We start from the raw sequence: 13,945 nt of genomic DNA, 5'->3' as shown, positions 1-13,945 counted from the left end.
GCCGGTGGCCACCGGGCTGCGGCGGTACGTCCGGTCGGTGGCCGCCGCGCTGGGCCCGGCGGTGGACACCGCCGCCGTGCACCCGGACCACCCGGCGAGCGCCTGCCTCGCCCTGACCGGCCGCCTGCGCTGGTTCCCCGGCCGCGACGTGGTGTTCACCTGGGACGCCGAACGCGGCTGGGCGGCGGAACTGCACACCCGCGCCACCGGGGTGCTGAGGGTGTTGCGGTACCACGGGATCGACGTCCTGCCGGAGCCCGAGGCGGTCGCCGCCTTCCACCGCGGCCTGTTCCGCGCCGAGCTGCCCGGCCGGCCCGACCGGCCGCTGGGAGGGGACGCCCGCGAGGTTTTCGCGCGGCTGGCCGGGTACGCCGTGCCCCGGCACCGGGCGGCCCCGGTTCACCTGTGCGGGGTGAGCACCCGGAAGCCGGGGCCCGCCTAGCTTGAGGCCGTGGACATCCAGCGGGACGACACGATCGAAGGCGGGCCGCGGTGGCCGCCGCCCCCGTTCACCGCGGCCGACCACGCGCGCCGGATCGGCCGGACGATCCGGCGCGCGATGGCGGCGGGGCTGGACGGCGTGCTCGTCGCACCGGGCCCGGACCTGGTCTGGCTGACCGGATACGAACGCCTACCCCGGCGCCTGGTCCTGTTCATCCTCTCCACGCACCGGCCCCCGGTGCTCCTCGTCCCGGACGGGGAACGCGACGGACTGGCGGCGACCGCGGCGGCGCTCGGCGTCGGGATCGCCTGCTGGGACCACGATCCCTGTGCGGTGGCGGGAAAATACCTGGAGGCGGGTGGCGTGTTCGCGGTGTCCGACGCCATCTGGGCGAGCCACGCGGCGCGCTTGCGGCAGGCAGTACCGGGAAGCCGGTACGGGGGGCTTTCCGGCTGCCTGCCGCACCTCCGCGCGGTCAAGGACGGCGGGGAGCTGTTCCGGCTCACCGCCGCGGGCGCGGCGGCCGACGCGGCGTACGCCGAGCTCGTCCGCACGCCCTTCGCCGGCCGGCGGGAGGTCGAGGTCGCCGCGCACCTGACCCGGTTGCTGCGGCGGTTCGGGCACGACCGCGTCGACCGCGCGTTCGTCGGGTCCGGGCCCCGCAGCGCCCGGGCGCACCAGGGACCCACCGGCCGCGTGCTCGGACCCGGTGACGCGGTCGTGCTCGGCGTCCGCGGGTTGATGTGCGGGTACGGCTCCGGCACCACCCGCACGGTCGTGGTCGGCGAACCGGCCGCGGAACTCCGGCGCGTGCACGAGGTGGTGCGCGCCGCGCAGCAGGCGGCGTTCGAGGCGGTGCGGCCCGGGATCCGGTGCGGGCAGGTCGATCGCGTCGCCCGCGAGGTGATCGGCGACGCGGGTTACGGCGATCGGAGCACCCACCGCACCGGCCACGGCGTCGGGTTGACCACCGACGAGCCGCCGTTCCTGCTGCCCGGTTCCGAGCAGCGCCTCGAACCCGGGATGTGCTTCTCCCTCGAACCGGGCATCGACCTGCCGGGCCGCTTCGGCGTGCGCCTGGCGGACATCGTCACCGTCACCCCCGACGGCGGGCGGCGGCTCACCCACGCCGAGCACGCCCTCCGCGTGGTCGGCTAGCTCCGTTCACACGCGACGGGCGAGGCGCGGGCCACCGCGTCACCCGGAGGCTGATCCCATGACTCAGCACAGGTCACCGGACCGTTCCGCCGAGCGCACGAGACCGCCCGCCGCCTGGATTTCCTGGGTGGCACTGGCTTTGATGACCACCAGCTCCGTGGCCAGCCTGCGGCCGTCGCCGACGATGGCGGTCTACGGGCTGGCGTGCGTGTTCCTGTACCTGGTACCCGCACTCGTTTTCCTGCTGCCGACCTCGCTCGTCTCCGCCGAACTCGCGTCGGGCTACCGGGGCGGGGTCTACAACTGGGTCGCCCGCGGGATCTCCCGCCCGGCGGGGTTCTTCGCGGTCTGGTGCCAGTTCGCGATGACGATCTTCTACTACCCGAGCCTGCTCGGCTACGTCGCGAGCACCCTCGCCTACGTCTTCGACCCCGCGCTGGCGAGCAACGGGCTCTGGACCGCGACGGTGATCGTGGTCGCCTACTGGTCGGGGGTCTGGATCTCCTCGCGCGGCACCAAGGGCGTCGCCGGGCTGGCGAGCGGTGGCCTGGTCATCGGCACCCTCGTGCCCGGCGTCGTCCTGGTCGCCCTCGGTTTTGTGTTCCTGGGCCAGGGAAACGCCCCGGCGGCCCCGATGACCGCGGGCGAACTGCTGCCGGAGTGGGCCGGGCTGGCCAGCCTGGTGCTGATCGTGAACAACTTCCTGTCCTACTCCGGGATGGAGATGAACGCGGTGCACGTCTCCTCGCTGCGCGATCCGGCGAAGCAGTTCCCGAAGTCGATGTTCCTGGCGATGGGACTGGTACTGCTGATCTTCGTGCTGCCCGCGCTGGCGATCAGCTGGGTGGTGCCCGCCGGGGAACTCTCGCTCACCGCGGGCGTGATGCAGGCGTTCGACGCGGTGTTCGCCCAGTTCGGCTGGCAGCTGCTGACACCGGTGGTGGGCGTGATGCTGGTCGCCGCTTCGCTCGGCGGGATGCTGACGTGGCTCGCCGGGCCGTCGAAGGGGCTGCTGCTCATCTCGCGGAACGAGGGCTACCTCCCGCCGGTGCTGCAGAAGCGGAACAAGCACGGCGTGCAGCAGAACATCCTGGTGGCACAGGGTTTGGTCACCACGGTGATCGCGCTGCTGTACGCGTTCATCCCGGACGTCTCCAGCACGTACTGGATCTTCTCGGTGATCACCACGCAGGTGTACCTGATCACCTACCTGCTGCTGTTCGTCGCCGCGGTCCGGTTGCGCCGCAAGGAACCCGGCCATCCCCGGGGCTATCGCGCACCCGTGCTCACCGGGTTGTGCGGGGTCGGTTTCACCGCCTCGCTGGCGGCGCTGCTGGTCGGCTTCGTCCCGCCGTCGCAGTTCGGTTCCGGCAACACCGCCGTGTACGTGCTGATCGTCGCCGGCGGGGCGATCGGGCTCGGGCTCGTGGTGCCGTTCCTGTTCTACCGCTTCCGCAAACCGTCGTGGCGGCAGCCGGAGGAGGAGTCATGACCACCGGTCGCATCGTGCTCTACACCGTGGTCGCCGCGCTGACCGTGGCGCTGATGGCGCTGGCGGTGGCGGCGTGGCGGGCCGGGAAGGCGAACCGCGCGGCCGAGGACAAGGCGGACCGGCTGATCGCCGCGCTGACGGAGCTGGGCACCGCGGTACCGGAACGGGACCAGGTGGTGCGCCTGCTCGGCGACGACGGCGGCCCGGTCTGCGCGGACCCCGTCGGCGCGGCACAGCGGGCCGCGTCGCTCGGCATGTTGTCGAACGGCGCGGGCGGCCCCGGTTCCCGGCCGGTCCTGGCCGGGGACAAGCTCGCCGCGGGCCAGCTCGCGGTGATCGCCATCTACTGCCCGGACCGGTTGTCGGAGTTCGAAGACTACGTCGACGGCCTTCGCACCGCACAGAATTCGGAGTGAGCCATGGACTTGCGCGCGCACGTGACCGGGCTGATGTCGCTGGCCCGCCTCGATCTCGCCGACCTGGTCGCGATCCAGTCGGTCGCCGATCCCGTGCGGTACCCGCCGCGGGAGTGCCTGCGCGCGGCCCAGTGGGTCCGCGACGCGTTCGCCGGGGCCGGCTTCGACGACGCCCGGCTGGTGGAAACCGCGGACGGCAGCCAGGCCGTGCTCGGCTCCCGGCTGTGCGGTGATCCCGCCGCGCCCACCGTGCTGCTCTACACCCACTACGACGTGCAGCCGCCGGTGGACGAGTCCGCCTGGCACACCCCGCCGTTCGTGCTGACCGAAGTGGACGGTCGCTGGCACGGCCGCGGCGCGGCGGACTGCAAGGGCAACATCATCGCCACCCTGACCGCGTTGCGCGCACTCGGCGACGACCTGCCCGTCCACCTGAAGGTGGTCGTCGAAGGCAGCGAGGAGCAGGGGACCGGCGGGCTGGAGGACTTCGTCACCGACTATCCGGACCTGCTCCGCGCCGACGCGATCCTGGTGTGCGACACCGGGAACGCCGCGGTGGGCAAGCCGGCGGTGACGGTCAGCCTGCGCGGCATGGTGAACGTGGTGCTGACCGTGGAGGCGCTGGACTCGGCCGTCCACTCGGGAATGTACGGCGGCCCGGCGCCGGACGCGCTCGCCGCGCTCGTCGCGGTGCTGGCGACCCTGCGCGACGCCGCGGGCAACACCACGATCGCCGGGCTGCCCGCCGGGCAGACCTGGCACGGGGAGCCGTACCCGGCCGAGGAGTTCCGCACCGACGCCGGGGTGCTGCCGGACGTGTCGCTGCTGGGCGACGGCACCGTCGCCGACCAGCTGTGGGCGCGCCCGGCGGTGACCGTTCTCGGCATCGACTGCCCGCCGGTACGGGGTTCGGCGGCGGCCATCACCCCCAGGGCCGCGGCGCGGCTGAACCTCCGCGTCCCGCCGGGCACCGCCCTCCGGGCCGCCGAGGTCGCGCTCATCGACCACCTCCACACGGCCGCGCCCTGGGGCACGAAGGTCACCGTGCGGACCGAGGCTTCGGGCGCGCCGTTCGCCACCACCGTCGACGGCCCCGCCCACCGGGCGATGGCCGGGGCGATGGCGGAGGCGTACGGCGTCGCGCCGACCACCCTCGGCCAGGGCGGCTCGATCCCGCTCTGCACGGTGCTCGCCGAGACCTATCCCGAAGCGGAGATCATCCTGATGGGCGTGGAGGACCCCCGCTCGCTGATCCACGCGCCGAACGAGAGCGTGGACCCCGGCGAGATCGCGGCCGTGGCCCTGGCCGAGGCGTTGTTCCTGCGTGCCTACGCCACCGCGGTCAGGGGCGGTTCCCGGTCGGGATGGTGATCGGCGTGGTGGTCGGCGAGGTGACCTTGTTGAGGAACAGCATCGCGATCGCGCGGATCAGCTGGTCGAACATGTAGAAGCCGACCGGCATGATCGGGATCAGGCCCTCGCGGAAGGCGATGTAGGCGGGCCACCCGGTCTGGATCACGGCCTTCGCGGCGTAGTCCCGGCGCAGGTTCAGCCAGTCGCCGATCTCGTCGCTGAGCAGGTACCGCACGAACTCGTTGAGGAAACCCCTGGTCACCCCGAGATCGATCTGCGCGGTCAGGCCGAGCAGGTCCTCGGCGAGTTCCTTGCCTTCGAACGACGGCGCGAGGATGGGCGTGAGCGCCTGCCCCGACTGCGCGTAGGCCTCGGCCCAGGTCTTCGGGATGAACTCCGGCCGCACGCCGAGCAGGTGGATGGCGACCTGCCACGAGTGCAGGAAGGCGTCCTCCTCCGCCGCGGTCATCGGCACCTTCCAGTCCTTGAGCTTCTTGTGCACGAAGGTGCCGAGGCTGTGGAAGGTGACCAGGATGTCGCCGTTGCTGATCGGGATGCGGTCCGGCTCGTCCGCCACCGCCGACCAGTGCGGCGACTGCGGCAGCAGGTGCCGGACCGCGGCGTGCACCAGGCGCGTCTTGTTGGCGGTGACGACGAACTGGCCGCTGGGCTCGAAGGCGTTGAGGTCGGCCAGGTCGTAGCCGAAGGTGAAGGTCTTCGCCGCGCGGTCCTGCATGTCGGCGCCACCCGCGGACCAGTACACCGACTTGGCCTCGCGCGGGATGACCGTGCTCATGATGCCGCTGCCGAGGCCGTAGAGCATGAACAGGTAGGTGTCCTTGCGCCGGTTGAAGTCGGCGGCCAGGCGCAGCTTCGACTGGTTCGCCCAGGACGGCAGCTTGTTGACCTTCCCGAGGTAACCGGAGAGGTCGGCGGGCAGCCCGCTCGGCAGCGCGTGGTTGTTGTTCACCCACGGCTTGATCGCGGTGTTGACCGCCGGAACGCCGCCGGCGTCGAGGATCCGGGCCATGATGCCGTCGATCTCGTCGTCCCAGACCCACCACGGGTCGCCCGCGGCCGCCTGGGCCGACGCCGCCGAGGCCAGGCCGGGTACCGCGCCGGCCGCACCCACCAGGCCCAGCGCGACGCCGAGGGACAGTACGTTCCTTCTGCTGAGATTGCTCATTTACTTACCTAGCTTCCTCGGTAGGTATGGAGCGCTGCCGCTTGATCAAGCGCGAGACTCTTCGTTAACATAGCGACGCGGGTAGCCGGTCGGCAAGGGCTCTCGCGGCTGAATCGGATCCGCTACCCCGGAGGAGCCAGGATGACCACCGAGCAGAGCCGGACGTCCGTGCTGGAGGACTGGCGGGAACTGCGCGCGGCACCGGGAAGGGTGGATCCGGACCGGCTCGACGCGGTCTGGGCGGCGCTCGAAGTCGTCGACGCCGCGTCGATCCTGGGCTCGTGGCGGGGGTTCGCCTTCTCCACCGGTCACCCGATCGAGAAGGTGCTGGCGAGCAGCCGGTGGCACGGCAAGCGGTTCGTCGCGCTGGACGACGCCAAGCCGCTGATCTGCCGCGCCGAGGACGGCAGCCTCTACTCCGACACCCTGGCGGGCAAGGGCGAGGCGAGCCTGTGGAACGTCGAGTTCCGCGGCGAGGTCACCGCCACCATGGTGTACGACGGCATGCCGGTCTTCGACCACTTCAAACGCGTCGACGACACCACGCTGATGGGCGTGATGAACGGCAAGCCGGGCGTCGCGCTCGCGGACGGCCGCCACTTCTACTTCGGCCTGGAACGCGATTGAGGACCTCGGTCCTGCTCTCGCGCGGCACGGGGCCGAGCGAGGTGGTCGAGGCCGAACTGGACGATCCGCGCCCGGACGAGGTGATCGTCCGGATCGAGGCGGTCGGCGTGTGCCACACCGATCTGGTCACCCGGCGGGCGCTCGGGGACCGGCCCGCCGTGCTCGGGCACGAGGGCTGCGGCGTCGTCGAGCGGCTGGGCGCGGGGGTCGGCACGCTGGCGGTGGGGGACCGGGTGGTCCTCTCGTTCGCGTCCTGCGGTGCTTGCGCGCAATGCCGTGCGGGCCAACCGGCTTACTGCGGCTCGGCGAACGCGCTGAACAACTCGGGGGCGCGGCCGGACGGCTCACCGACGATCCGCGTCGACGGTGAGCCGGTGTTCGGGGCCTTCTTCGGGCAGTCGTCCTTCGCTGAGGCCGCGGTGGTGGCCGCCCGCTCCTGCGTCCGGGTCGGCGACCTGGCCCCGGAAATCGCCGCGCCACTGGGTTGCGGGTTCCTGACCGGCGCGGGCGCGGTCCTCAACGCGCTGCGGCCCGTGCCGGGTGACCGGCTGCTGGTGGTCGGCGGCGGTGGCGTGGGCGCCGCGGCGATGCTGACCGCCCTGTCCGAAGGCGTCGAAGTCGTGGTGGCGGAACCCGTCGCCGCGCGACGGGAGCTCGCCGGTTCCTTGGGGGCCAAGGCCGTCGCGTCGCTGGACGAGCCGATCCCGCCGGTGACCCACACGCTCGACACCACGGGACGGCCCGAGCTGATCGCCCGCGTGCTCGACCTGCTCGCCCCGCGCGGGGTGCTGGCGCTGGTCGGGCTCGGCCCCCGGGAAGCGACGCTGGACGTGCGATCGCTGATGCTGCGCGGACTCCAGCTGCGCGGGTGCGTCGAGGGCGACGCCGAGCCCGCGGTGCTCGTGCCCGAACTGGCCCGGCGGTACCGGGACGGGCGCCTGCCCCTCGACCGGCTGGTGACGGCCTACCCGCTGGCCGAGTACGACCGGGCGGTCGCCGACCAGCGGGCGGGCCGGGTGCTCAAGCCGGTGCTGGTGCCTTCTCGTCCAGGGTGCGCAACGCGCCCTTGACCACCTTGCCGCCCGCGTTGCGGGGGAGTTCGGCGACGACCACGAGATCCTTGGGGCGCTTGAAGGACGCGAGGCGCCCGTCGAGGAACTCGGTCAGCTCCGGCATCGACAGGGTGGTGTCGGGAGCGAGGGCGACGTAGGCGACCGGCACCTGGCCCCAGCGCTCGTCGGCGCGGCCGACCACGGCGACCTCCCGCACCGCCGGGTGCGCGGCGATCGCGTTCTCGACCTCGGCGCAGTAGATGTTCTCGCCGCCGCTGATGATCATGTCCTTCTTGCGGTCGACCACCCAGACGAAGCCCTCCTCGTCCTGCTTGACCAGGTCGCCGGAGTGGAACCAGCCACCGGCGAAGGCCTCCTCGGTCTCCCGCGGCTTCTTCCAGTACCCCTGCGTCACGGTGGGGCCGCGGTAGACGATCTCGCCGACGTCGCCGACGGCCACGTCGTTCATCGCCTCGTCGACGATGCGGTACTGGATGGTCGGGATCGGCCTGCCGACCGAGCCGAGCTTGCGCAGCGAGTCCTCGCCGCTGAGCACGCAGGTGATCGGCGAGGTCTCGGTCTGCCCGAACACGGCCACGTTCAGCGCGCCGGGGAACTTCTCGGCCATCGCGCGCAGCGTCGAGTCGCTGGCGGGCGCGGCGCCCCAGCTGATGATCCGCAGTTTCAGGTCGCGCTGCTCGATGTCCGGTTGCGCGCAGATCAGGTCCCACTGCTGCGGCACGTTGAACACCACGGTGGCGCCCTCGCGCTCGTAGGCGTCGAGCACCGCCTTCGGGTCGAAGGCGCCCAGCGGGTGGATCACCACCGTGCCGCCGACCAGGAGGTTCGCCACGATCGAGCCGAGGCCGGCGATGTGGAAGAAGGGCGCGGTCAGGAAGCCGACGTCGGAGTCGTCGAACATCTTCATCGCGCGGATGCAGGTCATCGCCTGCAACTGCATGTTGCGGTGGGAGAGCAGCACGCCCTTGGGGCGGCCGGTGGTGCCCGAGGTGTACATGATCAGCGCGGTCGTCTCCTCGCTGACGTCGGGCAGCTCGATCGGCTCGTGGGCGGCGAGGAACTCCTCGTAGGGTTCTTCCTCGGTTTCCCCGCCGATGACCACCACCGTGCCGATCGACGCGGCGGCGGGGGCGGCCTGGAGCAGCGGGAGGAGCCGGGCGTCGACGATGGCCACGCTCGGCGTGCAGTCGGCCAGGATGTAGTCGAGTTCCAGCGGTGCGAGCCGGAAGCTGAGCGGGACGGCCATGGCGCCCAGGCTGTTCGCCGCGAGCACGCTCTCGACGAACCACGGGTGGTTCAGGGTCAGCAGCGCCACGCGGTCGCCGTCGGCGACGCCCCGGCCGGCGAGCGCGGCGGCGAGCTGCCGGGACCGCCGCGACAGCTGCGCCCAGGTGGTGGTCTCCCCGAGGTAGCGCAGCGCGGGCTTGTCCGGTCGCATCAGCGCGTGCGTCGCCGTGTGCGCCATCCAGTGGTGGCGGAAGGACCAGGCGGGGACCTCGGCATTCGACATCGGCCACTCCTTGGGTTGGTTCGAGTGGCGCCATTATGCCTGGTGGATCCCCGGTTGAGAAGCACTAAGTTAATCGAGAATCACACGGCGCCCGCCGCTCGCCCGCCACCGCGCCGGTCGTGGTTGACTGGCTTATGGCTTCGTTCCCGCGTCCGTCCGCCCGGGTGCCGCAGTGACCGCGGAGTCGGCGGCGGCCGTCCGGCCGCGCAACCGCAGGCAGCTGATCGTCGAGGCGGCGGGCCGGGTGTTCAGCGAGCGCGGGTACCACGCGGCGTCCATGGAGGAGATCGCCGCCGGCGTGGGCATCACCGCGGCGGCGCTGTACCGGCACTTCCCGAACAAGTACGCGTTGTTCGCCGAGTGCGCGAACCTGATGGTGGACCGGCTGGCGGCCGCGATCGACGAGGTGCCGCCGGAGGGGGCGCTGGCCGAGGTGCTCACCGCGGCGACCCGGCTCACCCTGACCCACCGCGCTTCGAGCGGGCTGTACCGGTGGGAGTCGCGCTTCCTGGACCGGGACGACCGGCACGTGCTGGCGGCGAAGTTCAGGCACATCGTCGAGCGCGTCAGGGAGGCGGCGCGGGCCGAGCACCCCTTGCCGGAGGAGGACCTCCGTGCGGCGGCCGCCCTCGGCGCGATCGGCTCGATCACGATGCACCGCGTGTCCATCGCCCAGCGGCGCCTGGAGGAGTTGCTGGTCGCGTCCGCGACCCGGGTGCTCGCCACCAACCCGCTTGTCGGCGGCCGCTTTGTCGACCTGCCCGCCAGGCCCACCGCCCGCACCCGGCGTTCGGAAATCCTCGAAGCCGCGATAACTTTGTTCGAACAGGACGGCTTCACGAACGTCACCAACGCGAAGATCGCCGAAGCGGTGGGGCTGGTCCCGTCTGCGTTGTACCGGTACTTCCCTGGCAAGGCGGACATCCTGGCCGCCGCGTGCCTCCAGGCGGCGGCGCTGCTCGCGCAAGCGGTGGAGCAAAACCTGGGTGACGTAAGCGATCCCCACGAAGCAGTCGCCACCCTGAGCGCGACGTACGTCGCCTACAGCTTCGAGCACACGGCCCTGACCAGCGTCGCGAATGCCGAGTTGGTGGGTCTCCCGGCGAACCTGCGGCGCCCGTTGGTCACCGCGCAGCGCGAGCACATCGCGATCTGGGAACAGCACCTGCGCTCGGCCCGCCCGGACCTGGATTCGCGGCAAGCGCGGGTACTGGTGCACGCGGGTTTCGGCGTGGTCGTCGAAGCGGGCCGGCGCCTGCGATGGGAGGACACACGGGAACACCGGGATGCGGTGGCCGCCCTGCTTGTCGGAGCGCTGGGTCTCTGATCTGATCTCTCGTGATGCGAGGGGGTGGGTCATGAGGCGATTCATGGCGCCGGTGTTGGTGGGGCTGGTCGCGGTGGTCGCGTTCGGGGTCTGGTGGGGCGTGAACCGGCACACCGCCACACCCGAGGTCATCGAAGGCTGGGCGATGCCGGACGCGGCGGGCACCACGATTTCCCTGCACGACAGCGATGACTCACGCGAGGGCAACTCCTACATCGTGGTGGGTGCCTACTGGGCCGACCACACCAACCTCTGGCACGACGGGACCGGCGGCCCGACGTGCGTGGGCACCGACACCACCAAGAAAACCCGGGTGCGGCTCGGCATCGTGGACGCCGAGCCGCACGAAGGCCCCGGCGGGCCGCGGGTGGTGTGGCTGCGCTGTCTCTCCTGAGCCCGCACCGGTGGCGGATCAACCGCGGCGGAACCAGACCCGCACGCTGTCCCAGCGGTACAACTGGCTGCCCGGTGGCGGGTCCTGTGCGGTGATCACCCAGACACCGGGCCAGGTCAGCGCGCCGAGCGGCGGCCCGTCCGGATCCGGCTGCGCCAGCGCGACCCCGGCCTCGGTCGCCACCCTGCGGCCATCCCGCACGGTCATGCCCACGACGTCCGGGACAGTGACCACATCCGCGTGACGACGCTCGTCCATGTGCCGAGTATGCGGCATCGGCGCCGTTTCAGATGACGTCTCGGCGGTGGAGGAGCCAGCCGCCCAGGCCGGTGAAGGCGATCAGGTATGCGAAAACCACCAAAGCCGCCTGCACCGGGCCGGTAAGTTCCGCCACCCCCGGGGACTGCGTCGAGGCGCCCAGGGAAGCCACCAGCGACCCGGCATTCGACCCCGGCAGGCCCAGTTGGAGGTCCTCCACCCAGCTCACCAGGGGCGCCGCCACGCCGATCAATAAGTTCTGCACCACCAGCAGCCACACCAAACCGAGGCCCATCGGCAGAGCCACGCCCCGCATGGCGATCGCCAGCAACACGCCGAAAGCCGCCCAGGTGCAGGCGATCAGCCAGCCCGCGCCAACACCGACAACCACGGAACCCACCGAGGGCCACGACAGCGGCACGCCTTCCGAAAGAGCGATGACAGCGCTCACCAACGCCCCGCACGCAAAGATCGCCACGACCAGCGCCAGCATCGCGAACGCCAGTGCGAAGAGCTTCCCGCCGTACACCGTGAGCCGTGAAGGGCCCTGGGTGAGGACCGTCTTCCAAGTGCCCCAACCGTATTCGCCACCCACCGCCAGCACGCCGATCACCAAAGCTATGGCACCCAGGAACACCGGCAGGCCGCCGATCGAGTTGCCCACCAGCTGGTCCGGGAACGTCGAGGCGAGGCCCCGGTCGCTGTTCGGGGCGCCACTCGACGCGCCCGCCGCGCCCGCCAGGGGCAGCAGGTACGTGAACGTCAGGCCCAACGCGGTTCCGACCGCCAGCATCAGCCAGTTCGCCGGTCGCCGCGTCAACTTGGTCAGTTCCGCGCTCGTGCTACGCCACAACATCGTCGCCGCCTTGGGTGAGTTCGAAGAAGACCTGTTCCAGATCGCGTTCCGCGACCCGCAATTCGCTGACGCCGACGCCCGCGGCGACCAGTTCGCTGTTGAGCCACGCCGCTTTTTCCGGGGCCAGCGCCAGTTCCAGAGCGCCGTCCCGCACCACGACCTGCGCCTCGCCGATCAACCCGGCCGCGACCGAAGCGGCCCGCGGCAAGGGATCCGCCACCACGCGCAGCACCGAAGCCCCGCGCAGTTCGGCCACGGTGTTCTCCGCGACCAGCCGCCCGTGCGAAACCACGCCGACGCGGTCGCAGATCTGCTGCACCTCACCGAGCAGGTGACTCGACAGCAACACCGTCCGCCCGCTGGCGCCCAGCTCGCGGATCAGCGTCCGCATGCCGGCCATGCCCGCCGGATCGAGGCCGTTCGTGGGCTCGTCCAGCACCAGCAGGCGCGGATCCTTGAGCAGCGCCGCCGCCACACCGAGCCGCTGCTTCATGCCCAGCGAGTACGACGAGTACCGGTCACCACCCCGCGCCAGCAGATCGACGGTGTCCAGCACCGCGTCGACGCGCTCCACCCCGGCACCGGTGTAGCGCGCCAGCACCCGGAGGTTCTCGCGGCCGGACAGGTACGGGTAGAACGCGGGCGACTCGATCAGCGCGCCCACCGCCGACAGGTCGCCCGGCGGCGAGCCGAACAGGCGGACCTGCCCCGAAGTCGGGCGCAGCAGGCCGAGCAGCATGCGCAACGTCGTGGTCTTCCCGGCCCCGTTCGGGCCGAGGAAACCGTAGACCTCGCCTGGCCGCACGGTCAGGCTCAGCCCGTCCACGGCTAGCACGTCGCCGTAGCGCTTGGAGAGTTCGCGGATTTCCACCGGGAGGTTCATGCCCCAGAGCGTGCGCGCCGCGCCGTGGTCACCGCGTCCCGCGCGAGGCGGCACCGGAGACTACGCACCCCGACGTAGAACGGCAGAAAGAAGGCCGGGACCGTCATTGGTCCCGGCCTTCCCCCGCGGTGCGGGGCAGACTCCGGTTCGGCACGAAGGGGCCGTCCTCTGCCACGACCGCTCCGGGGCCACCGCCGATCGGGAGTTCCGCCGCACCTGACCGGCGGGGACCTCGAGCTTCAGCCGAAGTTCAGCACGAAGTCGAAGGTCGCCTCCCGGCCGCCCGTGGGGGTGTTCCGCACGGTCATCAGCAACCGCGGGTCGAAGATCGGGTCGGTGTTGTTGCGGGGTTCGTTCGGGAAGTACAACTGCGTGGTCAGGATCGGCCGGTTCGGGGCCTGCACCTTCACGTGCAGGTGGCGGGTGCGGCCCGGGTAGAGCCCCGGCACGATGGTGGACAGGGTGAACTTGCCGTCGGGCCCGGTGAACTGGTGCCCGCGGAAGTTGTAGCCGACGTTGTCGTAGCCGCCCTGGCTGTTGGCCTGCCAGAAGTCCAGCAGCGCCTGCGCCACCGGCGCGCAGGACCGGGTGAACACGTACCCGGTGACCAGCAGCCGGATGCCCGGCGTCTGCGGGGTCACCAGCGTGGTGCGCTGGGGCGAGTTCGGCTTGAAGTAGGGCCCCTCCATCTGCGGGATGGTGGGGGCGTCGCCGTCGTCGCACTCCGGGGTCGGTTCCAGGTTCTGCGGTACGGCTTCGGACTGCGCGGTGGGCATCGCGGCCCCCAGCGCGGCGGCCGCCGGGACGGCGAGCAGGCCGAGCTGCAGGGCGCGCTTGCGCGAAATCCCGTTCTCCGGGGTTTCGTCAGTGTTCGAGTCGTCGGTCATCGCGGGGTCTCCTTGTGGGTTCGCGAGTGGTTTAGACCATGCAGGACGGAACGGAACCGTTGCAATGCGTAGCGCTACGGACT

At 71.5% G+C, this 13,945-nt stretch carries 15 protein-coding genes; 9 read left to right on the top strand and 6 right to left on the bottom strand.

The genetic code is table 11. The annotated features are described in order from the left end of the window. Window positions 1-4 precede the first annotated feature (4 nt). Genes JYK18_RS37375 through JYK18_RS37355 form a run of 5 tightly spaced genes read left to right on the top strand, consistent with a single transcriptional unit; the run spans window position 5 to window position 4,879 of the window. Window positions 5-442: a DUF6292 family protein gene (locus JYK18_RS37375; protein ID WP_206808427.1), complete on the top strand. Its 438-nt coding sequence runs from the start codon at window positions 5-7 to the stop codon at window positions 440-442. Window positions 443-451: 9 nt separating this feature from the next. Beyond that, window positions 452-1,600, top strand: coding sequence for a M24 family metallopeptidase (locus tag JYK18_RS48150; protein ID WP_206808425.1), 1,149 nt, complete (start codon window positions 452-454; stop codon window positions 1,598-1,600). A gap of 58 nt (window positions 1,601-1,658) precedes the next feature. After that, window positions 1,659-3,092, top strand: a complete 1,434-nt coding sequence (locus tag JYK18_RS37365) for an APC family permease (protein ID WP_206808423.1) — start codon at window positions 1,659-1,661, stop codon at window positions 3,090-3,092. After that, window positions 3,089-3,508: a hypothetical protein gene (locus JYK18_RS37360; protein WP_206808414.1), complete on the top strand. Its 420-nt coding sequence runs from the start codon at window positions 3,089-3,091 to the stop codon at window positions 3,506-3,508. The genes JYK18_RS37365 and JYK18_RS37360 overlap by 4 nt, the downstream gene beginning before the upstream one ends. A 3-nt stretch (window positions 3,509-3,511) precedes the next feature. Then, window positions 3,512-4,879, top strand: a complete 1,368-nt coding sequence (locus tag JYK18_RS37355) for a dipeptidase (RefSeq protein WP_206808412.1) — start codon at window positions 3,512-3,514, stop codon at window positions 4,877-4,879. Here the strand turns inward: JYK18_RS37355 and JYK18_RS37350 are convergent. After that, complete coding sequence (locus JYK18_RS37350) at window positions 4,851-6,047, bottom strand: oxygenase MpaB family protein (RefSeq protein ID WP_206808410.1); 1,197 nt, start codon at window positions 6,045-6,047, stop codon at window positions 4,851-4,853. The genes JYK18_RS37355 and JYK18_RS37350 overlap by 29 nt on opposite strands. Window positions 6,048-6,188: 141 nt before the next feature. Between JYK18_RS37350 and JYK18_RS37345 the strand changes: the two genes are divergently transcribed. Further along, on the top strand, window positions 6,189-6,674 hold the full coding sequence (locus JYK18_RS37345; RefSeq protein WP_206808408.1) for a DUF4334 domain-containing protein: 486 nt from the start codon (window positions 6,189-6,191) through the stop codon (window positions 6,672-6,674). Then, entirely contained in the window at window positions 6,671-7,744 is a 1,074-nt protein-coding gene (locus tag JYK18_RS37340; RefSeq protein ID WP_206808407.1) for an alcohol dehydrogenase catalytic domain-containing protein, read from the top strand. Before JYK18_RS37345 ends, JYK18_RS37340 begins: the two co-directional genes overlap by 4 nt. On the opposite strand, the gene JYK18_RS37335 is transcribed toward JYK18_RS37340, so the two are convergent. Then, window positions 7,695-9,257 carry a long-chain-fatty-acid--CoA ligase gene (locus tag JYK18_RS37335; protein ID WP_206808404.1) on the bottom strand — a complete coding sequence of 521 codons (1,563 nt, stop codon included), beginning with the start codon at window positions 9,255-9,257 and terminating at the stop codon, window positions 7,695-7,697. The two genes, JYK18_RS37340 and JYK18_RS37335, sit on opposite strands and share 50 nt — an antisense overlap. 172 nt (window positions 9,258-9,429) lie before the next feature. Between JYK18_RS37335 and JYK18_RS37330 the strand changes: the two genes are divergently transcribed. Together JYK18_RS37330 and JYK18_RS37325 are read left to right on the top strand one after the other, a co-directional pair. Then, window positions 9,430-10,584, top strand: a complete 1,155-nt coding sequence (locus tag JYK18_RS37330) for a TetR/AcrR family transcriptional regulator (protein WP_206808402.1) — start codon at window positions 9,430-9,432, stop codon at window positions 10,582-10,584. Between the two features lie 31 nt (window positions 10,585-10,615). Beyond that, on the top strand, window positions 10,616-10,978 hold the full coding sequence (locus JYK18_RS37325; protein ID WP_206808400.1) for a hypothetical protein: 363 nt from the start codon (window positions 10,616-10,618) through the stop codon (window positions 10,976-10,978). A gap of 18 nt (window positions 10,979-10,996) precedes the next feature. Here the strand turns inward: JYK18_RS37325 and JYK18_RS37320 are convergent, their stop codons facing one another. The 4 genes from JYK18_RS37320 to JYK18_RS37305 form a co-directional block, all read right to left on the bottom strand. Further along, complete coding sequence (locus JYK18_RS37320) at window positions 10,997-11,236, bottom strand: PASTA domain-containing protein (RefSeq protein WP_206808398.1); 240 nt, start codon at window positions 11,234-11,236, stop codon at window positions 10,997-10,999. Between the two features lie 28 nt (window positions 11,237-11,264). Beyond that, window positions 11,265-12,092 (bottom strand): ABC transporter permease, encoded by an 828-nt coding sequence (locus tag JYK18_RS37315; protein WP_242583916.1) that lies wholly within the window; start codon window positions 12,090-12,092, stop codon window positions 11,265-11,267. After that, on the bottom strand, window positions 12,079-12,975 hold the full coding sequence (locus tag JYK18_RS37310) for an ABC transporter ATP-binding protein (protein WP_206808396.1): 897 nt from the start codon (window positions 12,973-12,975) through the stop codon (window positions 12,079-12,081). Before JYK18_RS37310 ends, JYK18_RS37315 begins: the two co-directional genes overlap by 14 nt. 239 nt (window positions 12,976-13,214) lie before the next feature. Then, window positions 13,215-13,862: a dioxygenase gene (locus JYK18_RS37305; protein ID WP_206808394.1), complete on the bottom strand. Its 648-nt coding sequence runs from the start codon at window positions 13,860-13,862 to the stop codon at window positions 13,215-13,217. Between the last annotated feature and the right edge of the window lie 83 nt (window positions 13,863-13,945).

It is taken from the genome of Amycolatopsis sp. 195334CR, from assembly GCF_017309385.1.
GTDB lineage: Bacteria > Actinomycetota > Actinomycetes > Mycobacteriales > Pseudonocardiaceae > Amycolatopsis.
The sequence above is the reverse complement of the archived record's forward strand: the minus strand, read 5'-3'. Positions and strand labels throughout refer to the sequence as shown.

Coding starts and splice junctions, on each gene's coding strand:
- JYK18_RS37365 (WP_206808423.1), top strand. CDS start 1,659: ATGACTCAGCACAGGTCACCGGACCGTTCCGCCGAGCGCACGAGACCG.
- JYK18_RS37360 (WP_206808414.1), top strand. CDS start 3,089: ATGACCACCGGTCGCATCGTGCTCTACACCGTGGTCGCCGCGCTGACC.
- JYK18_RS37355 (WP_206808412.1), top strand. CDS start 3,512: ATGGACTTGCGCGCGCACGTGACCGGGCTGATGTCGCTGGCCCGCCTC.
- JYK18_RS37350 (WP_206808410.1), bottom strand. CDS start 6,047: ATGAGCAATCTCAGCAGAAGGAACGTACTGTCCCTCGGCGTCGCGCTG.
- JYK18_RS37345 (WP_206808408.1), top strand. CDS start 6,189: ATGACCACCGAGCAGAGCCGGACGTCCGTGCTGGAGGACTGGCGGGAA.
- JYK18_RS37335 (WP_206808404.1), bottom strand. CDS start 9,257: ATGTCGAATGCCGAGGTCCCCGCCTGGTCCTTCCGCCACCACTGGATG.
- JYK18_RS37325 (WP_206808400.1), top strand. CDS start 10,616: ATGAGGCGATTCATGGCGCCGGTGTTGGTGGGGCTGGTCGCGGTGGTC.
- JYK18_RS37320 (WP_206808398.1), bottom strand. CDS start 11,236: ATGGACGAGCGTCGTCACGCGGATGTGGTCACTGTCCCGGACGTCGTG.
- JYK18_RS37315 (WP_242583916.1), bottom strand. CDS start 12,092: ATGTTGTGGCGTAGCACGAGCGCGGAACTGACCAAGTTGACGCGGCGA.
- JYK18_RS37310 (WP_206808396.1), bottom strand. CDS start 12,975: ATGAACCTCCCGGTGGAAATCCGCGAACTCTCCAAGCGCTACGGCGAC.
- JYK18_RS37305 (WP_206808394.1), bottom strand. CDS start 13,862: ATGACCGACGACTCGAACACTGACGAAACCCCGGAGAACGGGATTTCG.